Raw genomic sequence first — 26,858 nt, 5'->3', positions numbered from 1 at the left:
ACCACTCCCCCGGATAGGGCCGAATCGATCCTATGTCCAGCTTGATCTTCGATCCCGCGTCCCGCCTTCAGCACACCGCCGCCGTGCGAACGTATTCAGGAGAGCAGCGCCTGCACCGTCACGTAGCTTGCGACCAGCAGAACCAGGACGCCGAAACTGCGCTTCAGGACTTTGTCCGGGATCCTGGTCCCGAGCCTGCCGGCAAGAAGGGACGTGACCATGGCCGCGCCGGCGAAGGCGGACGTCACAGCCCAGTCGATCTGCAGGTCCCCGAGGTGTGCAGCAAAGCCGGCCACCGAGTTGATCACGATGATCACCAGTGAGGTGCCAACGGTCACAGCCATCGGCAGGCCCAGGACAAGGGTCAGGGCGGGGACGATCAGGAAGCCGCCCCCCACGCCGAGGAGACCGGTCAGGAACCCCACGACGGCACCGGTGGCGATTGCCTTGGGCAGGCAGCTGCGCCAGTTGACGCCTCCGCCGGGCAAGGCGCAGGAACCGCCGGACGCCTTGGACGGAAGCATCATCCGGATCCCGGCGAGGACCATAATGGCGGCGAAGGCGAGCAGCAAAACCTTCGGGTCGAGGAGCCGGTTCACGAAAGCACCAAGATACGCGGTAGCCGTGCCGGCTGCGCCGATGATAAGAGCCAGCCGCCAGTTCACACCGCCCCGCAGCCGGGGCAACACCGCGACGGCGGAGGATGCTCCGACCACAACCAGCGACGTCGGGATTGCCGCACTCAGCGGCAGCCCCACCCCGTAGACGAGGGCGGGGACGGCCAGGATGGACCCGCCGCCGCCAACCAGGCCCAGCAGGCCGCCGACGATCAGTCCGAACGCCGCCGCGGTGATGATCACGCCTTGATGCCCAGGTTCTGCAGCGCCTGGTGTGCGGTGGGCTCATTGACCGAACGGTTCCAGGGCATCTTGGAAAGCATCTGGCCCATGGCGCAGCTGTTGGTCGCAGCCGAGAACGTCAGCCCGGCGCCAATGCCGCCGGCGAGCAGGCCCAGTTTCGGCGAGAGGAACCTGCTGCCCACCACACTGGCCAAGACCAGGGATCCGGCTGTCATCCGGACCTGGCGTTCCATGGCCCAGGTGCTTTTGCCCTTGACTACGTTGCCGCCGGCGGCAGCGAAGGCAGGAACCCCGCCGGCCAGCACGCTGGCGCTGCCCAGGCCCACGGCGTCGAGGTACTTTCGGGCCTGTTCGGCCCGGCTTCCGGACTGGCACACCAGGACCACGCGGGTGCCCATCTTGGCGGCAAACTCCTCAGTATGTTCACTGAGCATGGGCAGCGGAACATGGTAAGAGCCCTTGATATGCAAGGAATCAAACTCGGCGCCGCTGCGAACATCGATCACCATCAGGTCATCGTGGTTGTCCTCCCAGTCCTTCAGGGTGGACGCGTCAATGGTCTGCGGCGCGGGGCGGGCTGAGGCGGTATTGGGTGTGATAGTCATAATCTCTTTCGGTCTGGCTTGGGCGGTTCCGGCGGTTGGGCGCGGAAGCGGAGGGTGGCCTGGCAGCTCAAAACTGGGAACGATGCCCCGGCACACCCGTAAGGGGTCAGCCTGTGGGGAGTCCGGCCGCGGTCCAGTCCAGCATCCCGCCGGTCATCGTGAAGGAAGTAAAGCCGGCCGCTGCCAACTGCTCGGCGGCGGCTTCGCTACGCCGGCCACTGCGGCAGACAGCAACCACACGGCGGGATTTGTCCAACTCCCCCAGCCGGGCCGGCAATTCACCCAGTGGGATGTGCTTGGCTCCGGCGATCATGCCGGATGCAACTTCATCGGCCTCGCGAACATCCACAATCTGGATGTCGCTGTCCTTCTGGAGGTGGTCGCTAAGCTGCTGGGAGGTCATGTCCATGGGGTTGCACCTTTCGGGATGCTGGTACGGCTACGTGGCGAATCCGGCCCTATACAACATACCCCTCGGGGTATGTGGTTTCAAATTTCAGGCCCAGATCCGGGCCGATCCCCTCGGCATCGACGCCCCGGGAGGCGCCGGCACCTCAGGCCAGGCGCAGGAACAATCCTCGTATTTCCTCAAGTGTGAGTTGCTGGCCCGCCGCGCCGTCGGGAGTTGTTGCCTCAGGTTCAGGCGGCGCCCCGGCGAGGCACTCGCCCATCGCTGCCGAAATGAGCTCGAAACCCGCCTTGTCCAAGGCGCCGCGGACAGCCGAGAGCTGGGTGACTACACTCCCGCAATCGGGCCCGGACTCGACGGCGGCAATCAGGGCTGCGAGCTGCCCGTGGGCCCGCTTGAGCCGGTTGACAGTCCGGCGCCGGCCGGCATTATTGCCCGGGGTTGGCGCCGGAACGCTGGCTACCGAGGACATGCTCAATCACTTCCGCGGCGATATAACACAGGGCCATATGAGACGGGGTGACCATTGCGGTACCACTCAGTAATGCCGCCCAGGACGTTTACCGCGTCGTAGCCCTGCTCCACCAGGTGGGCTGTGGCCCGCGCACTGCGCCCGCCGGAGGCGCACATAACGTAGACCGCACGCCCGATCGGAATGTCGCCCAGAGAGTGGCTCAGCCGCGACAGCGGCAGGTTCCTGGTGCCCGGAACATTGGCCTCGTTATACTCCTCAGCCTCCCGGACATCGATAATGGGGACCTCGGGTGCGAGCGCTGCCAGATCATCAACAGAAATGCTTTTCATACCGCTTTCCTTCCAACCTCCCGGGGCTCCGGGCACGGGCCTAATTCTTCTATTGTGATACCCCTGGGGATTCTTCTATTGTGATACCCCCGGGGGTATATAGGCAAGCACTGCCACCCGAGCGGACAATATCCGGAACCCAACAAAGGAGCGGTTGCAGTTATACCCCCGGGGGTATACAGTTGAGGCATGGCAACCCTCGACATCTCCGAAAAGACCTTCAACGACACCATTTCCGGCAATGACATTGTGCTGGTGGACTTCTGGGCATCATGGTGTGGCCCGTGCCGGATGTTTGCACCCACCTTCAGCAAGGCTTCGGAGGTGCACGCCGACGTCGTGTTCGCCAAAGTCGACACCGAAGCCGAACAAGGCCTCTCCGCGGCCGCCAATATCACCTCCATCCCCACCCTGATGGTGTTCCGCGAGGGCATCCTGGTCTTCTCCCAGCCCGGCGCCATGAACGCCGCCGGCCTTGAGGAGCTCATCACCGCCGTGAAGGGGCTCGACATGGCGGACGTCCGCAGCAAGATGTCCACCGCAGCCGCGTCCTGACCACTCACTAGCGCCCTCAAGACAGGGCTCCCAGCCGAATCAGCTTCACCACCACAACCAAGGAGAAAACCAATGTGTAGTCCCGTCCGTTGCAACAGCTGTGGCAAGATCACCTGGGCCGGTTGCGGCGAGCATGTCGATTCCGTTATGGCCGACGTCGCCGCAGAACAGCGCTGCACCTGCAAGTAATCCGACGGCGGGCCGGGAAGCTTCTTCACCAACTGGTGGAAGGCTTTCCGGCCCGTCTTTGCAGCGCTCCGGGGACCGCCCTGGGCTAGCATAAGCAGACGGCGTAGCTTCGCTCCACTTCGCACCCGACGCCCTCTTGACCGCCTGCCCGAGGGGATCCACCGCTATGCCAGACACCGCCGCAACCCGCTCCGCTGAAGGTTCCAGCGGCTCCCCGGGCGGCTCCGTCAAGCCTGTCCGGTGGGGAATCCTGGGCACCGGATTCATCGCGGGGCTGCAGACTTCGGATCTGGTCGGGCACGGTTTCAGTGTTCAGGCGGTCGGATCCCGCGAGCCGGCGAGAGCCAGGGAGTTTGCCGCCGGATTTCAGCTGGAGTCTTCCCATGGCAGCTATGCAGCGCTGGTAAACGACCCCGACGTCGATGTTGTGTACATTGCTTCGCCGCACCCCTTTCACTACGAGCACGCGTTGCTGGCCCTCAACGCCGGAAAGCACGTGCTGGTCGAAAAGCCGTTTGCCATGAATGCGTGGCAGGCCCGGGCCGTGATGGAGCTGGCCGAGTCGAGCGGACTGGTTGCCCTTGAGGCCATGTGGACGCGCTATCTGCCGCACATGGTCCGTATTCGTGAGTTGATCCGTTCAGGGGCCCTCGGCGACGTCCGGACGCTGATTGCGGACCACAACCAGAACCTGCCCAAGAACCCGGAGCACCGGCTCAACGATCCCGCCCTCGGCGGTGGCGCCCTCCTTGACCTGGGTATTTACCCGGTGTCCTTCGCCTTCGATGTGTTCGGGAACCCCACCAGGATCCAGGGAGCCGCCAGCATGACAGCTACCGGCGTCGACCGCCAGAGCTCGATGATCTTCGACTATCCGGATGGACAGCAGGCCGTCCTGCAGTGCGCGCTGGACACCGCGGGGCCCAACCGGGCCGCCGTCATCGGCACCGAAGGCCGCATCGAAATCGATCCGGTCTGGTACACCCCCACCGGCTTCACCCGGTACGACGACGGCGGCACCGTCGTCGAGCGGTTCGACGAACCGGTCACCGGCCGCGGCATGCAGTACCAGGCGTGGGAAATCGAGCGGCTCATTGCCGCCGGCGCAACGGCAAACGATATCCTTTCGCCCCGCGAGAGTGTGCAGGTCATGCTGGCCCTGGACGCGGTCCGGAGCCAGATCGGGCTTTCTTACGCCAGCGACGAGCGGTAGCGGCCGCCAGTGCCACCGGCTAAGGACGCGAAGCCCGTGCCGTGGCATGCGTTGGACTCGGCAGCCGTCTTTGCCAGGCTGACGTCCGGGCCCTCCGGACTCACCGCAGCGGAGGCGTCCCGTCGACTGGGCGATGCCGGGTCCAACGAACTGACCGTCGCAGCAGCCACACCCTGGTGGCGGGTGCTGGTGCGGCAGTTCGTCAGCCCGTTGATTGGGATCCTGTTGACCGCCGCCGTGGTCACCCTCATTCAGCAGCACTGGGTGGATTCCGGCGCGATTTTCCTCATCCTGTGTATCAATGCCGCCCTCGGGTATGTCCAGGAGCGCAAGGCTGAGGCTGACGTCCGGGCGTTGCAATCGCTCTCCACGCCCTCATGCAGGGCCTTGCGGGACGGCACCGAACAGGTGGTTGCCGGGCCTGAGATTGTGCCCGGCGATGTGGTGCTGCTCGAAAGCGGTGAACGTGTCCCGGCCGATCTCCGGCTCTTCGAAACCACCGGCCTGCAGCTGGACGAGTCTATGCTCACCGGCGAGCCCTTCGCCGCCACCAAACGCACCGAACAGCTGCCGGCCGATGTTTCCGACGCGGATCGGGCAAATATTGCCTACAGCGGCACGTTCGTGGGCAGTGGGAGGGGCAAGGGAATTGTTGTTGCGACCGGGGCCGGAACTGCGCTGGGTGAAATCAATGCCCTCGTCCAGGGCCCACCGGGCAAATCACCGCTGCAGCTGCTCACCCGGAACCTGGAACGACGAATTGGCCTGATCATCCTTGCGGCACTTGTCTTCATCTTCATCGCCGGGCTGGTGCTGGGAAACGACGTCTCCACCATGTTCCGGATATCCGTGGGACTGGCGGTAGCCACCATCCCGGAGTCCCTTCCCATCGTGCTCACCGTGGCCCTCAGCCTCGGCGTGTCAAGGATGGCGAAGCGCAATGCCATCATCCGCACCCTGCCCGCCGTCGAGACCCTGGGCTCCACCACAGTCATCGGATCAGACAAAACAGGGACCCTGACCGAGAACCGGTTGACGGTGGAAAGGCTTTGGACCACTGCGGGCCCCCTGGAGATTTCGGCCGGAGACCACGACGGCGGCGCGGACACGGCCCTTGTCCGGGCTGTTCTGCGTGCCGGTGCCTTGACCAACGAGGCAACGCTCTCCTCCGAGGACGAGGACTTGGAGTACTCCGGCGACGCCGTTGATGCTGCCATGGCGAAAACCGCCGTGGCCCGGGGCACCATCAGTGAACAGGACCGTACCGCCCAGGCCCTGCGCCACCAGCCCTATGAACCGCATCTGCGGTACTCGCAGACAATCCACGCCGACGCCCAAGGCGGGCGGACGCTGTACGTCAAAGGGTCCCCGGAAGCGGTCATGGACGCAGCCGGCACAATGGCGGGCCGGGCCGGCGAGGACCCGCTGGACAAGGCATTGATCCATGCGGCCAATGCGGAGATGGGCCGGGATGGCCTGCGCGTTATCGCCACCGGGTCCCGCAGCCTGGCCGCCGGCGAGGAAATCCCTGCCGTATTGCCGCCCCCGTCCGGGCTTATGTTCCTTGGCATGGAAGGAATGACCGACCCGCCCCGGGCCGGAGTGGCTGACGCGATCGCACGGTGCCGGCTGGCCGGAATCAAAGTCATGATGATCACCGGCGACCACCCGGTCACCGCGACGGCCATCGCCGGGCGGCTCGGGCTCTCGACGGACAAACCTGCCCTGACCGGTTCCGAAATGGCGGAGCTGGACGATCACATGCTCGCCGCCCGCCTGCAACAGACTTCCGTCGCGGCCCGGGTCTCCCCGGTGGAGAAACTCAGGATCGTCCACGCCCTCCAGAACGCCGGCAACGTGGTGGCCGTCACCGGCGACGGCGTCAATGACGCCCCGGCGCTCCGGGCCGCAACGATTGGCGTCGCGATGGGCCAATCCGGCACGGACGTGGCCCGGGAAGCAGCCGACGTCGTTTTGACCGATGACAACTTCGTCACCATTGTGCACGCGGTAGAAGAAGGCCGGGTCACTTTCGCCGCCATCCGCAAAACCACGTATTTCCTGCTCTCCACCGGGGCCGCAGCGTTGGTAGCTGTGACGTTGAGCGTCTTCGCCGGCACTCCCCTGCTGTTCCTTCCCGTGCAGATGCTGTGGATGAACGTGGTGACCAACGGGGTCCAGGACATTGCCCTGGCGTTCGAACCGGCGGAAGGTGATGAACTCAGCCGCCCTCCGCGGCCCCCCTCCGACGGAATCCTTTCACGCACCCTCTGGTTCCGGGCCGGAATCACCGGTGCCTGGATGGCGCTGGCAGTGCTTTTGAGCTTCATCGTGGAGCTGCATGCGGGTTACCCCGAAATCCATGCCAGGACCCTGGCGCTGACAGTGTTCGTGATGCTCAGTTTCTTCCAGGTCTTCAGTTCCCGGGCCGAGAACAAGTCGCTTTTCCAGCTCAGGCTGCTGGCCAACAAGCCGCTCCTTTTTACTTCCGTGGCCGCACTCGGCCTGCACTGGGCCGTCATGAGCTGGCCGCTCACCGCCGGACTGCTCGAGCTCACTGCGTTGAGCGCCGGGGAATGGCTCCTTTGCGCGGCCATCGGATCGACAGTGCTGATCATTGTCGAAGCAGAAAAGGCGGTCCGGCGCTGGGCCCACCGCCACGATGCCCCGGCCACGTAACGTCCGCCGGGTATCCTGCGGCACGATGCCGGCCGTCATCAGCGCAACGGGTCTCCGCCGGACACGGCCGTCCTGACGTGCTCATACTTGTCCACCAGCATGCGTTTTTCCGCGCTTGTATAGCTGTGCAACTCCATACTTTCGCGCACCTCGCCCAGCCCGCTGTGCAGTGCCTCCAGCGCAGCCCCTCGCCGGTCACACCAGGCGACCTCTTCGAACAGTGCCAGGAGCCTGCTTCCAACCGCAGCGTCCTGAAGGCCGTAGTGGCGGATTTGCGATACGGCAATGGACAAAAATTCGTAAAACCGGGGCCGGGCCAGGATGACCCGGACCGTGCCGTCAGAGTCTCTAATCCGCTCGTCACTAAGGTCGCGCCCCACCAGTTCGCACAACAGGCTGGACAAGTGTCCGATGACGTGGACCGCCGTCGTCGGATCGTTGGTCCCGGGAGACAGTGCCCGGGCCGCGACATCGGCCAGCTGGCGGAAACCAAAGGCGGGATCCTGGTCGTCGGTGCGTTCAAAGCCGATCGTCACCTCGGCACCGATCTTCGCCGTGAGCTCCTCCAACTCCGCGGACGAAAACGCCCTACCGGCCGAAGCCCAGACCGTGGCGAACGGAACGCCGGCAATAAGGGAAGCCCCGGGCCGCTGATCGAGCCGGATGACTGCCCCGGACTTCCGGGCGGCCGCAGCCAGGCCTGCAGCGTCGACGGCGGACAGAAAACCCGAGGACGAGGACATAATCCGTTGACCCCGCGGGTTTTCCGCTACGCCAACGGCGGTGGCCGCGCCGACGCTGGGCGGTGCGTCCGTGGCTCCCGGTGCCTGGTACTGCGGAATGACGCGCCGAATGGTGGCCGAGGTTGCCGTGTGGACATTGCGCATCATCGACTCGACGCGGATCTCACGGGTCAGATGCGCGAGGAACAGCACTAGACCCACAACGCTCGCGATGGCCAGCAGGAAAGCCACCGTGACGGCGATATCCGGGACGAATTCGCTCCCGGTGGAGGTGCTGCTGCGGACAGTCCGCAGCACCGTCAGCGAATACGAGAACGTTCCCAGGAACAACGCCAGGGTCCCGTGCACAAAACTGTCACTGGTGAACGTGCGCAGCAGCCGGGGCGAAAACTGGCTGCTAGCCAACTGCAGCGTCACGACCGTGAGGGAAAAGGTCAAGGAGGTGACCGTGATGAGGGAGCCCGAAATCGACTGCAGGACTGCCCGGGCGGCTTCCGGCCCACCGCTGAAGAGGTACCTCTGCAGCACTTCGGGCAGCTGCTGATCCACCAGGTCATCGAGTATCGGCAGTCCGACGCCCAGCGTGACGGCCAGCGCTACCGCCACGACCGGCAGGGGCCAGAGCCGGGAACGAAAGGCTGCGCGGATCGTGTAGATCCGCGCTCGAACGCTTGAAACGGCAGCTCTGCGGGGCCGTTTCTCCGTGGTGTCCATCATGATGCGAGTCTAATGGCCGTCCGCGCGCCTAGGATGAAAGCCCAAGGACAGCACAATATGCGATCAAGCCGAGCTGTGGCCGTCGCCGGAGGGAATGCCGTGGTTGCGACGCTGACGCTGGTTTTTGCGGTTCTCCTGCTCCTGGCGGTTCTCATCTCGGAACGGGCCAGCCGGACGATTCTTTCCACGGCGGTGTTGTTTCTTTTGGGCGGGTTCGCTTTGGGCGAGGGCATGCTCGGGGTCCTTCCGGTAGCGCCCGGGGATCCGGTCGTCGGGGTCCTTGCCCAGCTTGCCCTGTTTTCTGTGTTGTTTACCGACGGCATGAAGGTGGGGCTCTCGGACCTGCGGTCTGCGTGGCGTCTGCCGGGCCGGGCGCTGCTTCTGGGGCTTCCACTGACGCTCCTCATTACGGCCCTGCTGGCCCATTTTGTGGCCGGGATCCCCTGGCTGGAAAGTTTCCTGCTGGGCGCGGTGCTGGCACCGACCGATCCGGTGTTTGCGGCCGCCATTGTGGGCCGCGCCGAAGTCCCTGGCCGCTTGCGCCACCTGCTCAATGTCGAGTCGGGCCTCAATGACGGCCTGGCCCTGCCGATCGTTCTGGTGCTCGTTGCGCTCGGCGGCGGCGGGGACCTTGAGCTGGGACTCCTGGCCGAGGAGATCGTCCTGGGACTGGTGGTCGGCGTCCTGGTGCCCCTGATTGTCATCCGGCTGGAACGGCTGCCCTTCCTCAAGGCGACAAAGGGTCTTCAGCCGCTGGTAGCGGTATCGATCGGACTGCTCGTACTCGCCATCTGCCTGGTGTCCGGGGCCAACCTCTTCCTGGCCGCCTTCTCCGCCGGTATCACCGTGGCAACCGCAGGACCTGGCTTCCGTGCAGAATTTGAGCAGTTCGGCGAGCTCGTCTCAGAGCTGCTGAAACTCGCCGCCATCCTGGTCTTCGGTGCGCTGATCACCCCAACATTCCTGTTCGGCGAAATCGCCTGGACCGGGTGGATGTTCGCGGTCCTGGCAATTGTCGTGGCGCGTCCTCTTGCCCTGCTGGTCTCGTTCCTAGGCACCGGGCTGCCGGCCAAGGAACAGCTCTCGGCAATGTGGTTTGGCCCGAAGGGCTTCGCCTCGGTGGTGTACGGGTTGCTGGTCCTCGAAGCCGGCGGGGAATACGCCGATGAGGTATTCCATCTGGTGGCGCTCGTCATTGTCCTGTCCATCCTGGCGCATTCCTCGACCGACGTCCTGGTCGCCAAGCAATTCGAACGGGTCACGCCGAACGCTCCCCCCACGCCAGGGTAGGTTCCCGGAAGATCAGGTTCCCCGGTGCAGCGGGACCACCAGCACCGGGACACGGGAAAACTCAAGAAGCCGAAGGGTGTGGCTGCCGATATAGGGGGCTGCGCTTCCGGGACGGTCCACCAGGGCGACGACGATCAAGGCTGCGCCGATCTCCCGGGCCTCGGCCAGGATTTCCGCTGCTACCTTGCCGGAGCGCTGCTTGAAGGCCACCGCCACCTCTGCCGCAGCGGCCAGTGCGGCCACGTGGCTGAGCGCCGCTTCGGCTGCCAGGTCAGCGTGTTTGGCCAGGGCCGCCGGATCAATGCTCCCGGGGTGCCGGTCCAGCGCCCCAGGTTCCCGGACGGTGACCACGCTCAGGCCTGCGCCGAGCCGGCGCGCGTAGTCGACGGCGACTTCGGCCGCCCGGAAGGCAGCACGGGAATCATTCACTGCCACCAGGATCACATTGCTCATGGTTCCTCCTCCCTGGCCGAAGCCTGCGGTGCCCTGCCGCTGTTCCTTGAGGCCCGGTCAGCGGCCCAGCGCAGGCGGAGGCTTTCTTCCAGCTCCTGTGCGTCAAGCTGCCGCCGGATTTCCAGCAGCTCATTTTCCAGTCGGGGAATCCAGCGGTTCTCCACCGCCCGCTGCCGGGTCCGGGTACCGGCAAGTTCAGCGGCAAGAAGCAGTTCCGCCCGTTGGACCGCGGCGTAGCGCACGCCCGCTTCAAGGGCGCTGCGATGAACGGCGGCGGTGTAGGACAGTGCCGAGCTGCCGCCGGACCGGGCCACCGCCGGGAGCGAACACTGGGGGTCTTCCGGATACATCACACCCATCGCACTGCCCCACCGCATCCGGACTTCGGCGGGATCCGACGGGACAGCAGCCTCGAGTTGACGGCTTCCGTCCAGGGCGGCGGCGCGGCGCAACCAGGCCGCGGCTTCCGTTGCCAGCTGTTCCCATTCCCCGCGGGCCAGCTCCGCGCGGAGCTGGAGCCGTTCCAGCTCGTCGGAGAGGATGTGCTGCTTGCGGTCCAGCAGGCGCGCGCCGTGCCGGGCAGTCACCAACCGGCGCTCGATCCGGACCTTGCCGGCCCTCCCCATCCCGCTCACGGCTGTTCGTCTCCGCGGGGCAGGTAGCGGTCCAGGAACGTCGTCGAGACCATGGTCAGCTCTTGTTCGGGCAGCGCGGCGAGCGCCGTCCACGCCCGGCCGAGGGTGTCGTCCAGGGAGCGGATTTCGTCCCGCCCCTGGTTGAAGAGTCCCTCTTCCACGAGCGTGCGGTACTTGATGTAGCTTCGGTCGGTTTCACTCAGGGCCGCGGCGCCTACCAGCTCAGCCAGTTCGGTGGCCTGCCGGGCCCGGGCCATGGCTGCGAGCACCTGGGCCGCAACGTCGAGATGGTCCTCGCGCGTCCGGTCCTTGCCCGCCCCGCTGCGCATCAGACGCGACAAGGAGGACAGGACATCGACCGGCGGGTAGATGCCGCGCGCAGCGATATCGGCGGCAAGGACAATTTGCCCTTCCGTGATATAGCCCGTCAGGTCCGGCACGGGGTGGGTAATGTCTCCGGCCGGCATGGTCAGTACCGGCACGATCGTCACCGAACCGTCGTGGCCCTTGACCCGGCCGCAACGCTCATACAGGGTGGCGAGATCGCTGTAGAGGTAGCCGGGGTAGCCCCGGCGTGCCGGGATCTCCCGCCGGGCCGCAGACACTTCACGGACCGCTTCGGCGTAACTGGTCATGTCTGACATGATCACCAGGACGTCGTGGCCCTCGGTGTAGGCGAGATGTTCGGCAACGGTCAACGCGATCCGCGGAGTGAGGATGCGTTCGATCACCGGATCGTCCGCGGCGTTGAGCAAGAGCACCAGCTCTCCCCCGGCCGAACGTTCTTCAAGGCGGTCCCGGACATAGGCGATGTCCGCATGGGTCAGCCCCATGGCGGCGAACACCACCCGGAACGACTTCCCGCCGGAGGTCGCCTGCGCCGCGATCTGGGTCGCCAGCGTTAGGTGTGGCAGGCCCGGGACGGAGAAGATGGGGAGTTTCTGGCCCCTGACCAGCGTCGTGAGGCCATCGATGACCGATATGCCCGTCAACACCGGTTCCTGCGGGGGTTCACGATAGACCGGGTTCAGCGGCCACCCGCTGACTGGAAGGGTTGCGGTGCCCGTCACCGGCGGGCCGCCGTCGAGCGGCTCTCCGCGTCCGTTGCAGACGCGTCCGAGCCAGTCCGTTCCCACCTGGATATGCAGCGGACGGCCCTCAAAGCGGATCCGGATGCCGTCCAGTGCCATTCCGTCGGTGCTTTCAAGAACCTGCAAGGTGGCGAGGTCCTGATCCACTTCAAGGACCAGGCCATGCCGGCGCTCGCCGCCTTCCATGTCGACGGTAGCAAATTCGTCCCAGCCCACACCCTCGATCCCGCCCGCAACGAGCAGCGGCCCGCGGAGCTCCCGCACGTCCCCGTGGGAGATCCGGGCGGCGAAAGATAGCGGGAGCGGTACAGGTTCAGCACCTTCGGCCGTCCGGCGGTTGGCCATCGGGCCGTCCTGGTCAGTCACTGCAGGGCCTCCAGTGCTTGCAGTACCTCGACGCTGCGGGCTTTGACAGCCGCCGCGTCCGAGGGCCCCGTTTCTTCACGCGCCCGCAGGACCGGACCCAGATCGGCCTCCTCAATGGTGGTGGCTGCGACGCCTTTTTCCACCAGTGCCTGGCAGGCGTCGACGACGACGAGCACAAGGTCCAGCAAAGCGGCACCTTTTTCCGCCGAACAAAAGCCGTCGTTGGCGCTCAGCGCGTTCTGCATCAGGACGCCGTCGCGCAGCAGGCGGCCACCGAGCAGCACCATCCGTTCATGGCCAGGCAACGATGAGGCACCGATGATTTCCGCGAGCTCGGCCAGTCGGTCCGCCTCGGCCAGCAGCGCTGCAGCCCGGGCCCGGCGGGCGGCCCATCCCGGGCTCCCGTTGGCAGCATGCCAGCGGCCGAGGGCTTCCGCGTCGCGGGCAAAAGAGCCGGTCCAGCTGACGGCTGGATAGTGCCGGGAATAGGCCAGATCACGGTCCAGCATCCACAGCGACCGGACGAACCGCTGCGAGTCCGTGGTCACCGGTTCCGTCATGTCGCCGCCCGGCGGCGAAACGGCGCCGATCACCGTCACGGATGCCGTGTTCCCGCCGAGTGTCGTCACCCGGCCGGCGCGCTCGTAGAAGGACGCTAATTCAGATGCGAGATTGGCCGGGTAACCCTCCTCGGCAGGAAGGTCACCGTTGCGGTTCGCGAATTCACGCAGCGCCTCTGCCCACCGGGAGGTCGAATCCGCGATCACTACAACGTCGTAGCCCATGTCGCGGTAATACTCCGCCACGGTGATCCCGGTGAAGATACTGGCCTCCCGCGCCATCATTGGCATATTGGAGGTGTTTGCAATGATGACTGTCCTGTCGATCAGTTTCCCCCCGGTACGCCCGTCCTCAAGCTGCGAGAGCCCGTCGAGGACGTCTGCCATTTCGTTGCCGCGCTCCCCACAGCCCACGTAGACGATGACGTCGGCATCGCTCCATTTGGCGATCTGCTGCAACATCATGGTCTTGCCCGTGCCGAAACCCCCGGGAACGGCCGCAGCGGCTCCGCGTGCCACCGGAAACATCAGGTCGAGGACCCGTTGGCCGGTATGCAGCGGCACCGCAGCCGTGAGCCGGGACCGGAACGGCCGCGGCCGGCGCACCGCGCAGCGCTCGGACAGGGTTACCTCGCGTCCGGAAATCACTGCCACTTTGTCCAGCACGTGGACCTGGCCTTCCGGTGCCAGCCAGGTGAGCTCCCCGGAGACTCCGGCCGGAACCAGCACACGGTGCACCACCGACCCGGACTCCGGCACGGTACCGAGGACATCGCCGGCAGAGACTTCCGACCCGGCAGCCGCCTCCGGCCGGAAGGTCCACTCGCGGGCCAGGACGGTGGGGTCTTCAGCGGATCCTGAGCGCTCGGGCGTGAGCCACATCGGTGCGGAGGACAGCGGGCGCATCAACCCGTCAAACACCTGGCCGAGCAGGCCCGGACCCATCAGGCCTGAGAGCTCCCCGCCGGTGGGGACAGCGGCGTCGCCGGCTTTGAGTCCGCCAGTGTATTCGTAGGCCTGCAGCGTTGCCCGGCTCCCGGCTATCGCCACCGTCTCGGCGCTGATGCGCCGGGGCCCGACGGCGATCAGCTCAAGCATGGACAGGCCTTCGGCCCCCTCGATCTCCACCAGCGGACCGCTGACACGCTTCACCGTGCCCTCCGCCCGGGCTGCTACCTGGTCCACAACTCACTCACCTCAGGCATGGCGTCGAGGGTCATCTCGGCGAGAAGGGGAAGCGAAAGGTCCAGTCGGCGCGAGCCCGCTTCGGCAACGACGCCCCCGTCGGGGCTGGTGGAGACGACGACGTCCGGGCCCAGCAGCTCCCTGCACCGGGCCGTCAGTCGATCCATCAGCCCGGTGTACCGGGGGTCGGACGTGAGGCCGCGGACTGCCTCACGCAGCCCGCGGTGGAGTTCCAGACGCAGGGAATTGCGCTGGGCGAGGACCAGTTCATGAGCCTGGCGGCGTACCCTCGCCGAACGCAGGACGGCTTCGGAACGGGCTGACTCCCCGCCCTCCTTGGCCGCCGCGCCGAGAATTTCCGCGGCTTCGGCCCGTGCGTTGGCCAGCAGCTCGTTTGCTTGCCTGCCGGCACTGTCCCGGAGCTCCGCTGCCTGCTTTTCGGCCGCCGCCCGGAGTGCGCGGCGCACGGGTTCCAACGCCTTCTGTGATTCCGTTGCGAGCCCGGTCATGAGGGCAGCACCACTGTCATGGGCGAATGGGGATCGGCCAGTAGAAGCTGCAGCGCCTGCGCTGAACGGGGCGTGAGGAAAACGATTGCCGTGTTCCCGGGCAGCTCCGTCCACGCGTGACGGATCTCCTGAGCAGTGGCTGCGGAGAAAACGCTCACGCCCGCGAGCCGGAATCCGTCCAGCAGCGTCGGCTCGCCGATCGCGGCAATAATGTCGGTCAAGGTTCCAGCTCCCCCTCAGGCCTTGCCGATAAGGATGATGGCGATGATGAGGCCGTAAATGGCGATCCCTTCCGCCAGCCCCACCACAACCATGGCCCGGCCGAAGATTTCCGGGCGTTCACTCATTGCAGCCAGGGCAGCGGATCCGGTGTAAGCGACAGCAAAAGCCGCCCCGATCGAGGATCCGGCCACGGCGATGGCGGCGGCGATCAGGGCTGATCCGCCGGCACCTGCCGGGGTGTCGGCGGCTGCTGCGGTGAGGGCCGGGACCGCTGCGCCTGCCGCGGCTGCGGGCGCAGCGCTCAGCGCGCCGGCCAGTAGTGCCAGGGATCCTCCCATCACCACGACATTGAGTGCGGCGAGGATCTTGAACGCGGACTTTCGCCAGCGCCTTACGCACAGGATGGCCCCAGTGGCCGCGAGGAGAAATACAGGAACGGTTCCGAACCAGAGATTCACAGGAGTTGCCTTTCAGCCGGTATGCCGGACGGAGCACTTGACGAATCGTCGCCAGGACCGGAAGCGGCGGTGAGTTCCGGGGACCACGGCGTGAAGGGGCGCCCCTCGGATTGGAAGATGCGTGAAAACAGTTCGTAGTATTCAAGGCGGAGGGCTTGGATGCCTGCCACCAGGGCCTCAAGGGCAAAGGTGACCGCATTGCCCACAATGAACAGCACAATGGCGGCCGCAGCACGCCAGTCCGGGGCCCACAACGCCGTCGTCCCGTTCCAGACCACCATCAACAGCGCAGCGTGCGTCAGTCCGAAGGCTGCCAGACGCGCGAAGGAGACAAGGTTCGAGCCGAGCCGGATGACGGTATCCACCAGTTCGATCACGGCCTGGAAGCCGGCAGTGGCTCCTCCCCCGGCCTCAACGAAGAGTCCGATGAAGATAAAGACCAGCGCAGCGAGCGAGACAACGACGGCGGCCGCCGTCAGGATCCCGGTGCCGGTGCCGACCCCCCAGACGAGGAGTCCGACGGCAACGAACAACAGGGAACCCGCGATGCCGGAGCGGGAATAGAGGGCATAGCCCCAGCCACCCTCCCTGACCCGGTTGATGGTTCCGATGGCATAGGCGCCGGCAAGCAGGAAAGCCCCCACCCCGAGTCCGGCCACCAGGAGCGGCACCGGATTCGCTAGGGGTTCCAGCCACAGCACGGGTATCAATCCGGTAGGACCGAACGCCTCCCCGTAGAGTGCCCCGAAAACCATGGCGGCCAGGCCGGCGCCGGTCACGAACAGCCAGGTCCTTTGCAGCTTGGCCAGCTTCTTGATCCGGCCACTTCGCAACAGGAGTCCGACGGCGAGCAGGACCGCCCCGTGTCCTACATCGCCAAACATCATCCCGAACATAAGCACGTAGGCAATGCCGGCGAGGCGCGAAGGGTCCAGATCTGCGTAGGGAACCGTCCCGTAAGTGTCCACGAGGGTCCGGGACACTCGGCTCCGGTCCCCGCCGGCGAGCATCGTGGGTGGCTGTGTCCACCTCGGCCGGGGCAGCGGGACAACGGCCGCCCCAAGTGGCGCCAGCGTGGCTTCCAGTGCGGGAATCTCACGCCGCGGCGTCCAGCCTACGAGCGCCGCCGAAGGCCCGGAGACGATGAAGGCAGCCGCCGCCTTATCCAGTTCTTCTGCGTCGTTGCCCGGTGTGTACGGGAGGTCAAGCTCGACGACGGCACTGGCCGCCAGGTCCACGAGCATTTGGCGCCGGTTCTGCTCGGGCACCACCAGGGCCACCCGTTCCATCCGGACCGGGGCCAGCGATTCACGCTGCCTCATCGAGCACCTCGCTTGATCCTGCACCGGCGGCAGCGGCCGCCAGCGCCGCCCGGACACGCCAAGCATCCACGGACAGCACAGCGATGGCGCCCAGCACCACATCCGGGCCCGGCATGGAACCGCGCAACAACCGGAATCCGTCCTTCTCCACCCCCGCGCGTGCCCGGGCCTCCGCACGCCACAGCTCTTTCGGTGATGCAATACCTCCGAGGACCGTCCGCAGCGACGGCGGAAGCGCGGATGAAAGCTCGGCGATGGTCCTGGCGGTTTCCCACGAGCGGCCGAGCACGGGGTGCAGCAGGTGCAGCACCGGCGGCGCCGGGGATTCGGCGTCGACGGTGAGGATCCGGGCCGCGATGAGAACGCACGCCGCACCGCACCACGGCTGCGCAGGCGGTGCGGCAGCGGCCAGCCGCCGCAGCCAGGCGACGGTCAGGGCGTCCCGGAGCGGGCCCTGGCCGGCAGCGCCGACGTCGCCCCAGGCCGTCGCGCGCAGGGTGATGGCGAGATCCTCCGGTGATCCCGCGGACCGCACACGGGGCCATGCGGTCGCAAGTGCACCAAGCCGATACGGCTCCGGCGCCTTTGCTCCACCGCCGAGCTGGTGGGCCAAAGCCGTGATGTTCTCGATCTCAAAAGCCCCCGCTGCCGCCCGGGCGAGTGCTGTGCCCGATGCCGGGAGCCACCCGGCAAGCACCCGCAACTGCCACAGGACGGTCTCCTGGACGGCCCGCTGGGCAGCGGCGAGTCCTGCGGCCGCACCGAGACGTTCCGCGTAGCTTGACTCCTGCAGCGCGGACAGCGCCCGGTCCAGGTTCGGCAGGGCCGCCGTCGTGCGGCTGGCGCCGGCACCTACACGGCGCTGCGCCATGGACCGTGCCCGCACGGATGCCGCAACCCAGTCCGCTTTCATTGTTGCCCGGCGCGCTGCGGGGCCAGGAGCACGTTGATGACCTTGTCGACGGCGGCGGGGATGCGGGCCGCACCGGACTCTTCCAGGGCTGCGGCCTCGTGGTGTGCCTGCTCCAGCGCCTGCGAATCCCGGTCCGCTGCTTCCTTGGCCACCCGCGTGGCTGCATTTGCCCGCTCGGCCGCGGCGTCCAGCCGCGCCTGGGCGACGATGGCCGACGCCTGCACCCGCGCTTGGGAAACGTCGCTTTCCGCGGCGGCCCGCGCGTCCTCCACCAGGGCCGCACACGTCAGCACATCAGCGGCAAGTGCTGCGAATACCGGTGCCAGTTCAGCGGCGGGACCCTGGTTGTCCGCGGCAGGCACACCGGCCGGACCCGCCGGGCCAGGGGCGCCGACGGGCCGGAAACGGTCCAGGATACTTAACCGCGGCATATCCGGTAACCGGGGGCGTTGGCGGCACACGTGAGCATCTTTTCAGCATCCACGCAGATGCCTACGGCAACAAGGGCACAACGGCCCGCCCGGTGTTGGCCCCTAGTGGTTGGCGACTTCGTCCCGGTCGCCTTCGCGGTGGGCCTTGATGCTGTCGGCGACGGCCATGGCGACCAGCACCAGCACGCTTATGGCCGCCGCGCCGACTTTCGGCAGCGGCAGGGTCGCCGCGGCGAGGAGGGCAAGCGCCACGAACGCTAAGGGGCGGGACGCCGGCAAGTCCCCGTCGACCCGCCACAGGTACCACCCCTGGGCGAGGACAAACAGGGCCGGGCCGCCGAAAATCATCAGGTTGGTAAAAACGTCCGTCGTTTCCAGCGGGTGCGCAATTGCGATCTCGTCGCCGACGGATGCAAGGATCAGGCCCGCCACCATGCCCATCAGCGCGTAGATGGCCTTGCGGCTCAGCCGGGCAGGGTCCGGGCTATTCTTCAGCGTTTCCATCGTGACTCCCTCGGAGCGGCGGAAGTAGCTCCACCACAACGCGATCGTGCCGATGATCGCCACGCCGGTGACGAGGCCTGTAGGTACATCCAGTTTGACGCCGACCACGGTTGATCCGGTTACCAGGATGGTGTCGCCGAAGGCGATCAGCAGGAAGAGCCGGCACCGCTCGAACAGATGCTCGCCAACGAAGGGAAAATGCCGCGTATCCGTCCGCCGTCCCGGCAGCGGGTGCCCGGAGACAAATCCCAGGAGGTCGATCAGCGCCGCAGCGCCCCAAAGTGCCAGCCGCAGCTCGCCGTCGGCCATGGCGCCCGGAATCCAGAGGAACGTGGTTCCGAGGATCCAGACCAGCATGCGGCCGTGATGATCGTGCATGGTCTTCTCAAGCCCCAGCCGGAGGGCCCAGATGTTTCGGCCGATCTGCAGCGGCAGGTAGAGGGCGACAAACAACCAGCCGCTCTCACCGAAGGCCTCACCGAGGGTGCTGTTCATAAAAAAGCCCAGGAACATGGTGGTCAGCAGCATCCAACGGACCGGGTTCTTTTCCGTGTTGGTCAAGGACGTCAGCCAGGCGGTAAAAGACCACACACTGAACACGGCCAGGAATAGGATGGCCGTCTGCCCGGCTCCCACCCAGTCACGGTGCTCGAGCAGGTGGTGGGAGATCTGGTTAAGGGCAAAGACGTAGACCAGGTCGAAGAAGAGTTCCAGTGGACGGACCTCAGCGTCGTCAGGATGCCGCGTCATGCCGGCCGCGACGCCTGCCTCAGTGGCGGGTCCGTCGTCGTGCGCGTGGTGGTCCGGTTGCTGCACAGGGGTGCCTTTCCTGGCCAGGCCGGATGAATACACCGGCACAAGAAATTGCTGCCTGCGGGTCACCCCCGGATCCGCTCGGCAACGCTGAGTACAGTGTGCCACGCACCCCCCGGGGTTCGCCCGTCCGACGCCGGCAGGGAAGTGCGCAAGCGGGCAGATTCCCACGCTGAGTTGCCCACGCCACCGGCGCACACAGACTGCCCGGCGAGTCCCAGCAGGTCCCTCGAACGCTGAGACGCTCCCTGCTGACCACGGGCAGTCGGAGAATCGATCTTTTGTTCAACAATTCCTTGCGTAGATTGTTCAACAGTCTGTAGAGTGGCGGAAGACAATAATTGTGACGCCAGTCACCCAATCGTTGGGAACTCCCATGGAAACCACCTCCGTCAAGGCCGGCCTCAAGCCAGCCGCCCGGCGTTCGGCCCTGCTTGGCGCCATGTTCCTGATGGCCACCAGCGCCATCGGCCCGGGCTTCATCACCCAGACGACGGCCTTTACCGTCCAGCTCGGCGCCGCCTTTGCCTTCGCGATCCTGGTCTCCATCCTGGTTGACATCGCCGTGCAGGCGAACGTCTGGCGGATCATTGGCGTCTCGGGCCTGCGGGCCCAGGAGCTCGGCAACAAGGTTCTGCCCGGCGTCGGATGGTTCCTCGCCGCGCTGGTCTTCTTGGGTGGCATCGTCTTCAACATTGGCAACATCGCGGGAACAGGGCTCGGGACCAACGCGATGATGGGTGTGGATCCCAAAATCGGCGGGGCGCTGTCCGCCGTCGTGGCCATTATGATCTTCCTCAGCAAAAGGGCCGGGGTGGCCCTGGACCGGATCGTGGTGATCCTCGGGGCCCTGATGATCCTGATGACGCTGTATGTTGCGGTGGTTTCCGCCCCGCCTCTGGGTGAGGCGCTCAAGAACACCGTGATGCCGGAGAAGGTCGACTTCCTGGTCATCACCACCCTCATCGGCGGCACCATCGGCGGCTACATCACGTACGCGGGTGCCCACCGCATGCTTGACACAGGCATCACCGGCGTCGAAAACGTCAAACAAATCACGCAGAGCTCGATCGTCGGAATCCTGGTCACCTGCGTGATGCGCATCCTGCTGTTCCTGGCGATCTTCGGCGTCGTCGCCGGCGGCGTGGCGCTGACCGGCAGCAACCTGGCAGCTTCGGCATTCCAGGCAGCAGCCGGCGATATCGGCATGCGCGTCTTCGGCGTCATCCTGTGGGCAGCTTCCATCACCTCCGTGATCGGTGCGGCGTACACCTCGGTCTCCTTCGTGACGAAGTCCAGCACCAAGGCGCGGACCCGGAACCTGATCACCGTCGGCTTCATCGCTTTCTGCAGCGTCGCCTACCTGCTGATCGGCCAGGCCCCGCAGCAGCTCCTGATTTTCGCCGGCGCCTTCAACGGCCTTATCCTCCCGGTTGGTTTCGGCGTGCTGTTGTGGGTGGCGTGGCGGCGTCGGGACCTCCTCCACGGCTACGTCTACCCGAAGGGGCTGCTCATTATGGGAGTGGTGGCCTGGCTGCTGACCCTGTTCCTTGGTTATAGCTCGCTGACCAGCCTGGCGAAGCTGTGGGGCGAGAACCCATGATCTCTACTCCGGTCAATCCGCGGTCCGCCGTCGTCCCTCCTGAAAACCCGGCTGGCCTGCTCCCGGCGGCGGCACGGTCCCTGTTCCGCGCCGGCCTCGTGACTCCCACCTCCGGCTGGAGCAGCGGCTACGCGCAGGCCAATCTGATAATTGTTCCCAAGGCGCAGGCGTTCGACGTGCTGCTGTTTGCCCAACGCAACCCTAAGCCGTGCCCTATCCTGGGCGTCCTGGACGCCGGGACGACCTCCGGAGCGCTGCTCGCCGGCGGCGATATCCGCACCGATGTGCCCAAGTACGTGGTGTACAAGGACGGCGTGAAGGTCGACGAGCCGACCGACATCACGGATCACTGGCGCGATGACCTCGTTACGTTCATTGTGGGGTGCAGCTTTACCTTCGAATCTGCCCTGCAGGACAACGGCATCCGGGTGGCGCATATCGACCAGGGCACGAACGTGCCCATGTACCGGACGTCCGTTCGCTGCGACCCGGCCGGCACCATGGCCGGGCCGTTGGTGGTCTCCATGCGCCCCATGCCGGCATCCCAGGTGGCGGACGCCGTTCGTATCACCTCCCGCTATCCGGCCGTGCACGGCGCCCCGGTCCATATCGGCAACCCCGCAGAACTTGGCATCGCTGATCTGGGCCGGCCGGACTTCGGAGACCCGGTCCGCATCCCGGACGGCCAGGTGCCGGTATTCTGGGCGTGCGGGGTAACTCCGCAGGCAGCCGTGATGGAATCAAAACCTGCACTGGCCATTGGACATGCTCCGGGGCACATGCTCATTACGGACGCACGAGATACGTCCTACCAGGTCCCGTAGGCCAGCGGACTACGAGCTACGAGCTCCGAGCTCCGAGCTCCGAGCTGGACTGTTGACGGCGGTCCGCCGGAATCCCAATTCTCCCGAGGGCCGCTGGGCTCAGCGTTCAAACTCGCCTGGCCGCAATTCACGCTGATGATCGCGTAGCTACGATTCGCCGAGCGCAATGTCATCGCCGGGTTCTGCTAGTCCAGAACTTGAAGTGCCAGAACTTGCAGTGATCGGAGGTTGTGGCCTGTTTCCTTGGCCTGGGAAGTTACGTCTGGGAAGTAGACGTCTGGGAAGTAGACGTCTGGGCGAAGAGCCGTGCCGAAGCCCGCGATGCCGCGCCTCGTTCATCCGAAGCCGTCTGCACGCAATGTCGACACTCGTCTGCACGACCCACGATGTGTCCGTGCCGGGAGCCTTGGGTTCTTGCGGGCACCGTCGTCGCTTTGGGCGCGCAACGCTTCGCAGGTGGCGCGCTTATCCAAGGTGCTATCGATTACGATGACGCGCATCTCGCCAGTGTGAAGCATCAGTTGATGATTTCGCCCCGCTCGCTCGAGAGCAGCACCGATAGCCGTTCCCGCCACGTCTGCAGCTGTTCGGGTGTCAGTCTGGCCCACTCGGTGATCTCGCCGCAAATCCTCAACGGGTCTCTGCTCCGGTACGACAGGGTGGGGTTACCAGGGAACTTCTTGTCGGTCACGTTGGGGTCGTCCTCGAACGCTCCGGTGGGCTCGACCACATACACCCGTGGAGTCGTCGCGCCCTCTGCAAGTTCCGCGGCGATTTCCGCTGCGAGGCCGGCTCCGTCGGCAAGAGCTGTGAAGTAGATATGGTTCATCACAATCTCGGGGCGGTAGTTCGATCGGTTGCCCGATGTGAGCAAATCGCCCACCTTCAAATCCGCGACCGTGCCATGGAAAAAAGGGCCCTCTTCGAGCGGTCTGGACACCTGGACTCCTTCTGTTGGCATACTCAACTCCGCGAGTATGCCACGTCAGCAGCCCCTTGCCGCAAGTCCCCCTCCGCGCTTTATCCTGAGAGTAGTGGAGGTACAACCTGCATTGCAGCGAGTAGCACGACTCCGCAGAAGAGGTTTGCTTAGCGCGAGGTCAGGACGCCGTATCGGCGCCGCGCGGCGACACGCACGCACGAGGACGCTCGGTAAGGAATCGCTCACCGGACACAAGGATCCCGGACGTTTGGTGATCTCAGCGAACAAGCACCGAATCTGAGATCTGTTGCGTGGCTTGTTCCGGCGTGCGGCATGGGGTGTCGATGACCTCGGCTTCATCATGCAGCCAGGTTTGAGCTGCCTTGGCGTCCGGTTCCAGGTACGCGAAGCGGAATGTTGACGGGGCGAGGTGCGACCGCCACTGCGGCGGCGGAGGGGGCAGCCAACGACGGCGCCTCCGCCGCGGTCACGTCGCTGGCTTCCTTGGTTCCACCGGAGCAGGACCCCAGTGCACTGCCGAGCAGCAGCACGCCGGCGGGGATGAGGAAGCGCTTCATCTTGAAGAACGGCTTAGTGTGCGGTTAGCAGGGTGGTAACAAGCCTTTCTGCTGACGTCCGTGCATCGTTTCCCTACGCCTCGGGCTTCTCGCCACGGAACCCCCGCTTCATGAAGTCCTTCGCTCAGGAGTGGCCGGACTTCCCAATGTTGCATCAGCCTGTTGCAACATTGCCTTGGCGCCACAACGTCATTCTTGTGGACAAGCTCGGCGACGCTGAGACCCGGCTCTGGTACGCAAGGTCCGCCGTCGACAAAGGTGCTCCCGGAATGTTCTGTCTCATCACATTGAGACCAGACTCGACGAGCGCACGGGTAATGCCGTCACCAACTTTACGCAGACTTTGCCGCCAGCTGAGTCGGACCTAGCCCAGCAGGCATTCAAGGACCCTTACGTCTTTGACTTCCTGTCGCTGACAGGCCAGCAGAATGAGCGTGGGTTAGAGGATCAGCTGATTGGCCACGTGGAGAAGTTCCTCCTGGAAGTTGGCCAGGGTTTCGCCTTTGTGGGACGCCAGTTGCAATTGATAATCAGCGGTGATGAATTCTTTGCCGATCTGCTCTTCTACAAGTTCAAGCTCAGGTGCTTTGTGGTGGTCGAACTGAAGGCAACGGCGTTCAAGCCGGAGTATGTGGGCCAGATCAATATGTACATGTCTGCGGTGGACGATCTGCTGGGCCATGCGGAGGACAAACCCACCGGATTCAACTCAAGCCGCTCATCTTTTTGTCCTGCCTTGAACAACTGCCCGGTGTGCGGCCCATGGAACTGCTTTTGAGATCTGGTCGTCGTGATTCAGACGCCCGATTCGCTGAATGCGCCGACGATAATCGTTTCGAAGGCCTCGCGCGTACGACGATTCTCCACATTCTCGGCGACGCGAGGGGCAAGTTCGGCATGCATTTCCTGAATCGCCATATGGAGGTCGTCGCTGCCGGGGTCAAGGCTTCGGTACGGCGCCGCGTGGACGTCCATATTGATGAATTCTGCGAGTAGTGCTTCCGTCAACACCTGGAGTACCAGGACGGCTGCCTGCGCTCCGAACTCGGCCTCGATCCTTGCAGCGGCAAGGCCGGGTCCCTCACCCGCGGACAGAGTTGCCCAGCCGTCACTCAGAGGAAGGGCTTCGACCTCACAAGGGCTCAGACCCGAATCCTCCACAGGAAGGGAGAGCTGCCCAACGCAGTGCCGCCAGTCCGCGGTATACGTCAGCCCGTCCTGATCGACGCCCGCAACGACGACCGGATACATACTCAGCTCCAGCATCGGCAGACCGTGCTCATCTACTCCGGCGACGACGAGTTCCATCGCGAAGCTGCCGTCAACGTGCAGGTGGTTCTCTTCGTACATGTTCATGGTTTTGACCTTTTATAGGTTCGGAGTGGCTTGAGACGCGAGAAGACCCCCGCCGGCGATGCCGTGCGGAGGTCTTCTCCTGATGATGCGATTGTGTTCCGCATTGCGCTACAAATGCAAGAAAGCTTGTCTAAGACAGTCTCAATGTGGTGCAACTTCCGTTTCACCGTCAAGCCACGCAGGGGCCGCGCCCCGGGAAACACATACTGACTAAGCGAAGACGGTCTTTTCGACCTTCCACTGCATCAGTCGCGGGTAGACCCAGAAGGTGTAGATGCCCAGCGTGATGATGCTCAGGAGCGCCCATTTGATCCACAGTCCGAAGATGCCCCACCCGGTGCCGACGAAGAGGAGCTGCCGGCCGTGAAGATAGGTGTTCTTGGCCCGCCATCGCTCCACGAGGACAAGGGCGAACGGGTAGCAGATTCCAATGGTGCAGATCGTAATCAGCACGCCGAGAATCTGGGTGCCGAACCAGGATGCGGCCCCGCCACGGAACTGATAGATCTGGGCCACAGGGACGGCCCCGGCGCCGCTGGCCACTATGGTTCCGGCGTCTGCGGCGGGCATTTGCCCAGATGGCGAAACGTGCTCTTTGTTGATGCTCAAGGAATCCCCCAATTGATAACGCGAAAGTGAACAGTTGAACTGTAAGGGTCGAGAGGGAGCCGGGCACCCCCGGACACGGCTCCACAGTTGCACTACCCCGGGATCTGGATCCGTGCGGCTTCCTGCATCAGCGGGGTGGAGATCATCACGGTCGAAGCACCGGCCGCGGTGTCGAAGGCAATGAATCCCCGGGTCTTGTCACCCGGCAGAACGTCGCCGGAACCAAGCTGGTTGTCCGCGAAGAGGTTCAGATCGGCTTTTCGCCCGTTGGAGTCCTTGGCCGAGAAGTAGAACGGGTTGGAGCTGGTTTTGCCCGTCTCCGTTTCCCACAGGACATCCAGGAGCAGGTAACTGCCACTCTTTGGTGCCGTGGCAAAAGCCGTGGTGGTGACAGCGTCTGTGCGGACGGCAGAGACAATAGTGATCTTCGCGACGTTGCCGTTGCCCATCTTGACGCTGAAGGGAGCGCCGACGGCGGGTCCGGCCGGCGCCGCCGGCGGAGCAGCGGGGGCAGCCGGCGATGCGGCCGGTGCAGCAGCTGCCGAAGAAGCGGGTGCTGCTGCCAGCGCTGGAGCCGAGGCCGCGGCCGCCGGGGTGGCATCGCTGGCCTGCTTGGAGCCTCCGGAGCAGGAGCCCAGGGCGATACCAAGCACCAGGACACCTGCAGGGATGAGGAAGCGCTTCTTTTTGAAGAACGGCCGCGGCTGAGGCGCTGCAATCGCAGCGGTCAAGGGCTGTTCCGAAACTTCGTGGGACATGTGGTGCCTTTCTGAGGTGAGTGAATGATGTGAAGCGTGGGACTGTTACTGCTTTTCCCACTTGCCGCAGCGGCTGGACTTGAAGTCCTGCCCGCCGGCGAGCGCAACTGAGGGCCGGCCGCCACCGGGGAGATCGTTGTCGATAATGTTGCTGCCGTTGCTTCCGGTCGCGTAGATGCCCCAGTAGCAGGAGGAGCCGACGTCGGCAGTGGCCCGGTAAGTGCCGGCCTCAAGGTCCTTGCCGACCGTCCAGGTGCCGTCGGCGATGGTGTTGGCCGCCTTGGTCTTCTCGGCGCCGGTCACCGCATCTTCGCGTATTTTGACGGCCGCATCGGCGGTTTTGACGGCCGCATCTGCCTTGCCAACCTCAAATTCCCTGGCCGTGAGCTTCGCTTCGCGGGCGGCATTGCCGTTCTGAAGGGTGTCGTACTTCGACTTCATCGACTGGTAGTCGGTCTGAGCCGAGTCGCGCTCAGACTTCGCAGCGGCTTCCTCCCCCGCCAGCGCCAGGTAGGCGTCGCTGGACCTCGGGTCAGGCAGCGTCGTGCCGAGCACCGTTCCGCCGGCCAGGAGCGCGATGGCGGCGACAGCCAGCAGGGCCCGCTTCTTGCGCGCCGGCTTCAACTTCCCCAGGAACGGCGTCTCGTCCGTTCCGTGGCCCGTGACGGAGTTCAACATGATC

32 protein-coding genes are annotated in these 26,858 nt (G+C 65.2%); 9 read left to right on the top strand and 23 right to left on the bottom strand.

Annotation, left to right across the window (positions count from 1 at the left end; all coding sequences use genetic code 11):
• Window positions 1-95: 95 nt before the first annotated feature.
• The 5 genes from QMG72_RS02340 to QMG72_RS02320 all read right to left on the bottom strand — a co-directional run bounded on the left by QMG72_RS02340 (window position 96) and on the right by QMG72_RS02320 (window position 2,678).
• Window positions 96-857 carry a sulfite exporter TauE/SafE family protein gene (locus tag QMG72_RS02340; protein ID WP_396021264.1) on the bottom strand — a complete coding sequence of 254 codons (762 nt, stop codon included), beginning with the start codon at window positions 855-857 and terminating at the stop codon, window positions 96-98.
• Window positions 857-1,465 (bottom strand): rhodanese-like domain-containing protein, encoded by a 609-nt coding sequence (locus QMG72_RS02335; RefSeq protein ID WP_283479542.1) that lies wholly within the window; start codon window positions 1,463-1,465, stop codon window positions 857-859. The genes QMG72_RS02340 and QMG72_RS02335 overlap by 1 nt, the downstream gene beginning before the upstream one ends.
• Before the next feature lie 106 nt (window positions 1,466-1,571).
• Window positions 1,572-1,874 carry a rhodanese-like domain-containing protein gene (locus tag QMG72_RS02330; protein ID WP_226774513.1) on the bottom strand — a complete coding sequence of 101 codons (303 nt, stop codon included), beginning with the start codon at window positions 1,872-1,874 and terminating at the stop codon, window positions 1,572-1,574.
• 145 nt (window positions 1,875-2,019) lie between these two features.
• Window positions 2,020-2,346 (bottom strand): metal-sensitive transcriptional regulator, encoded by a 327-nt coding sequence (locus QMG72_RS02325; RefSeq protein ID WP_226774514.1) that lies wholly within the window; start codon window positions 2,344-2,346, stop codon window positions 2,020-2,022.
• A 2-nt stretch (window positions 2,347-2,348) separates the two neighbouring features.
• Window positions 2,349-2,678: a rhodanese-like domain-containing protein gene (locus QMG72_RS02320; protein ID WP_282360220.1), complete on the bottom strand. Its 330-nt coding sequence runs from the start codon at window positions 2,676-2,678 to the stop codon at window positions 2,349-2,351.
• Between the two features lie 189 nt (window positions 2,679-2,867).
• On the opposite strand from QMG72_RS02320, the gene trxA reads away from it, so the two are divergent.
• The 4 genes from trxA to QMG72_RS02305 all read left to right on the top strand — a co-directional run bounded on the left by trxA (window position 2,868) and on the right by QMG72_RS02305 (window position 7,314).
• On the top strand, window positions 2,868-3,233 hold the full coding sequence (gene trxA, locus QMG72_RS02315) for a thioredoxin (RefSeq protein WP_283479539.1): 366 nt from the start codon (window positions 2,868-2,870) through the stop codon (window positions 3,231-3,233).
• A 72-nt stretch (window positions 3,234-3,305) separates the two neighbouring features.
• Complete coding sequence (locus QMG72_RS17810; protein WP_502913746.1) at window positions 3,306-3,422, top strand: DUF8730 family Cys-rich protein; 117 nt, start codon at window positions 3,306-3,308, stop codon at window positions 3,420-3,422.
• A gap of 166 nt (window positions 3,423-3,588) precedes the next feature.
• Window positions 3,589-4,635 (top strand): Gfo/Idh/MocA family protein, encoded by a 1,047-nt coding sequence (locus QMG72_RS02310; RefSeq protein ID WP_283479538.1) that lies wholly within the window; start codon window positions 3,589-3,591, stop codon window positions 4,633-4,635.
• Window positions 4,636-4,671: 36 nt separating this feature from the next.
• On the top strand, window positions 4,672-7,314 hold the full coding sequence (locus QMG72_RS02305; RefSeq protein ID WP_283479536.1) for a cation-translocating P-type ATPase: 2,643 nt from the start codon (window positions 4,672-4,674) through the stop codon (window positions 7,312-7,314).
• A 38-nt stretch (window positions 7,315-7,352) separates the two neighbouring features.
• Here the strand turns inward: QMG72_RS02305 and QMG72_RS02300 are convergent, their stop codons facing one another.
• Window positions 7,353-8,774, bottom strand: coding sequence for a DUF2254 domain-containing protein (locus QMG72_RS02300; RefSeq protein WP_283479534.1), 1,422 nt, complete (start codon window positions 8,772-8,774; stop codon window positions 7,353-7,355).
• A 57-nt stretch (window positions 8,775-8,831) separates the two neighbouring features.
• Between QMG72_RS02300 and QMG72_RS02295 the strand changes: the two genes are divergently transcribed.
• Window positions 8,832-10,064: a cation:proton antiporter domain-containing protein gene (locus QMG72_RS02295; RefSeq protein WP_283479532.1), complete on the top strand. Its 1,233-nt coding sequence runs from the start codon at window positions 8,832-8,834 to the stop codon at window positions 10,062-10,064.
• Between the two features lie 12 nt (window positions 10,065-10,076).
• Here the strand turns inward: QMG72_RS02295 and QMG72_RS02290 are convergent, their stop codons facing one another.
• From QMG72_RS02290 to QMG72_RS02240, 11 genes are all read right to left on the bottom strand, one after another.
• Window positions 10,077-10,517 (bottom strand): universal stress protein, encoded by a 441-nt coding sequence (locus tag QMG72_RS02290; protein WP_283479531.1) that lies wholly within the window; start codon window positions 10,515-10,517, stop codon window positions 10,077-10,079.
• Window positions 10,514-11,143, bottom strand: a complete 630-nt coding sequence (locus tag QMG72_RS02285) for a V-type ATP synthase subunit D (RefSeq protein ID WP_283479732.1) — start codon at window positions 11,141-11,143, stop codon at window positions 10,514-10,516. Before QMG72_RS02285 ends, QMG72_RS02290 begins: the two co-directional genes overlap by 4 nt.
• A 5-nt stretch (window positions 11,144-11,148) precedes the next feature.
• Window positions 11,149-12,609 (bottom strand): V-type ATP synthase subunit B, encoded by a 1,461-nt coding sequence (locus QMG72_RS02280; protein WP_282360226.1) that lies wholly within the window; start codon window positions 12,607-12,609, stop codon window positions 11,149-11,151.
• Window positions 12,606-14,354, bottom strand: a complete 1,749-nt coding sequence (locus QMG72_RS02275; protein ID WP_283479529.1) for a V-type ATP synthase subunit A — start codon at window positions 14,352-14,354, stop codon at window positions 12,606-12,608. Before QMG72_RS02275 ends, QMG72_RS02280 begins: the two co-directional genes overlap by 4 nt.
• Entirely contained in the window at window positions 14,342-14,863 is a 522-nt protein-coding gene (locus QMG72_RS02270; protein WP_253032621.1) for a F0F1 ATP synthase subunit B family protein, read from the bottom strand. The genes QMG72_RS02275 and QMG72_RS02270 overlap by 13 nt, the downstream gene beginning before the upstream one ends.
• On the bottom strand, window positions 14,860-15,084 hold the full coding sequence (locus tag QMG72_RS02265) for a V-type ATP synthase subunit F (protein WP_226774525.1): 225 nt from the start codon (window positions 15,082-15,084) through the stop codon (window positions 14,860-14,862). Before QMG72_RS02265 ends, QMG72_RS02270 begins: the two co-directional genes overlap by 4 nt.
• Window positions 15,085-15,099: 15 nt before the next feature.
• Complete coding sequence (locus tag QMG72_RS02260; protein ID WP_253032620.1) at window positions 15,100-15,543, bottom strand: ATP synthase subunit C; 444 nt, start codon at window positions 15,541-15,543, stop codon at window positions 15,100-15,102.
• Complete coding sequence (locus tag QMG72_RS02255; RefSeq protein ID WP_226774527.1) at window positions 15,540-16,865, bottom strand: V-type ATPase 116kDa subunit family protein; 1,326 nt, start codon at window positions 16,863-16,865, stop codon at window positions 15,540-15,542. Before QMG72_RS02255 ends, QMG72_RS02260 begins: the two co-directional genes overlap by 4 nt.
• Window positions 16,852-17,736: a hypothetical protein gene (locus QMG72_RS02250; RefSeq protein WP_282360232.1), complete on the bottom strand. Its 885-nt coding sequence runs from the start codon at window positions 17,734-17,736 to the stop codon at window positions 16,852-16,854. Before QMG72_RS02250 ends, QMG72_RS02255 begins: the two co-directional genes overlap by 14 nt.
• Window positions 17,737-17,774: 38 nt before the next feature.
• A complete protein-coding gene (locus QMG72_RS02245) occupies window positions 17,775-18,209 on the bottom strand; it encodes a hypothetical protein (RefSeq protein ID WP_282360233.1) in 435 nt (144 codons plus the stop codon).
• Between the two features lie 102 nt (window positions 18,210-18,311).
• Window positions 18,312-19,529, bottom strand: a complete 1,218-nt coding sequence (locus QMG72_RS02240) for a low temperature requirement protein A (protein WP_282360234.1) — start codon at window positions 19,527-19,529, stop codon at window positions 18,312-18,314.
• Window positions 19,530-19,902: 373 nt separating this feature from the next.
• Between QMG72_RS02240 and QMG72_RS02235 the strand changes: the two genes are divergently transcribed.
• Complete coding sequence (locus QMG72_RS02235) at window positions 19,903-21,129, top strand: NRAMP family divalent metal transporter (protein ID WP_283479527.1); 1,227 nt, start codon at window positions 19,903-19,905, stop codon at window positions 21,127-21,129.
• The gene (locus QMG72_RS02230) at window positions 21,126-21,953 is read left to right on the top strand and encodes a putative hydro-lyase (protein ID WP_226774531.1); all 828 of its coding nucleotides are present in this window, start codon (window positions 21,126-21,128) and stop codon (window positions 21,951-21,953) included. The genes QMG72_RS02235 and QMG72_RS02230 overlap by 4 nt, the downstream gene beginning before the upstream one ends.
• 517 nt (window positions 21,954-22,470) lie before the next feature.
• On the opposite strand, the gene arr is transcribed toward QMG72_RS02230, so the two are convergent.
• Both arr and QMG72_RS02220 read right to left on the bottom strand, forming a co-directional pair.
• Complete coding sequence (gene arr / locus QMG72_RS02225) at window positions 22,471-22,914, bottom strand: NAD(+)--rifampin ADP-ribosyltransferase (protein WP_502934641.1); 444 nt, start codon at window positions 22,912-22,914, stop codon at window positions 22,471-22,473.
• Window positions 22,915-23,234: 320 nt separating this feature from the next.
• A complete protein-coding gene (locus QMG72_RS02220) occupies window positions 23,235-23,453 on the bottom strand; it encodes a hypothetical protein (protein ID WP_283479525.1) in 219 nt (72 codons plus the stop codon).
• A 32-nt stretch (window positions 23,454-23,485) separates the two neighbouring features.
• Here QMG72_RS02220 and QMG72_RS02215 point away from each other — a divergent pair, with 32 nt between their 5' ends.
• Both QMG72_RS02215 and QMG72_RS02210 read left to right on the top strand, forming a co-directional pair.
• Window positions 23,486-23,821 carry a DUF1016 N-terminal domain-containing protein gene (locus QMG72_RS02215; RefSeq protein WP_283479524.1) on the top strand — a complete coding sequence of 112 codons (336 nt, stop codon included), beginning with the start codon at window positions 23,486-23,488 and terminating at the stop codon, window positions 23,819-23,821.
• Window positions 23,797-24,231, top strand: coding sequence for a PDDEXK nuclease domain-containing protein (locus tag QMG72_RS02210; RefSeq protein ID WP_226774534.1), 435 nt, complete (start codon window positions 23,797-23,799; stop codon window positions 24,229-24,231). Before QMG72_RS02215 ends, QMG72_RS02210 begins: the two co-directional genes overlap by 25 nt.
• Before the next feature lie 17 nt (window positions 24,232-24,248).
• Here the strand turns inward: QMG72_RS02210 and QMG72_RS02205 are convergent, their stop codons facing one another.
• The 4 genes from QMG72_RS02205 to QMG72_RS02190 form a co-directional block, all read right to left on the bottom strand.
• Window positions 24,249-24,809, bottom strand: coding sequence for a hypothetical protein (locus QMG72_RS02205; RefSeq protein ID WP_282360240.1), 561 nt, complete (start codon window positions 24,807-24,809; stop codon window positions 24,249-24,251).
• 210 nt (window positions 24,810-25,019) lie between these two features.
• The gene (locus QMG72_RS02200; RefSeq protein ID WP_282360241.1) at window positions 25,020-25,379 is read right to left on the bottom strand and encodes a DUF898 family protein; all 360 of its coding nucleotides are present in this window, start codon (window positions 25,377-25,379) and stop codon (window positions 25,020-25,022) included.
• Between the two features lie 131 nt (window positions 25,380-25,510).
• Entirely contained in the window at window positions 25,511-26,176 is a 666-nt protein-coding gene (locus QMG72_RS02195) for a DUF4352 domain-containing protein (protein WP_283479522.1), read from the bottom strand.
• Window positions 26,177-26,221: 45 nt separating this feature from the next.
• Window positions 26,222-26,854: an Rv1352/Rv1906c domain-containing protein gene (locus tag QMG72_RS02190; protein WP_283479521.1), complete on the bottom strand. Its 633-nt coding sequence runs from the start codon at window positions 26,852-26,854 to the stop codon at window positions 26,222-26,224.
• Window positions 26,855-26,858 lie beyond the last annotated feature (4 nt).

The organism is Pseudarthrobacter sp. PH31-O2 (assembly GCF_030063265.1).
Classification (GTDB): Bacteria; Actinomycetota; Actinomycetes; order Actinomycetales; family Micrococcaceae; genus Arthrobacter.
The sequence above is the reverse complement of the archived record's forward strand: the minus strand, read 5'-3'. Positions and strand labels throughout refer to the sequence as shown.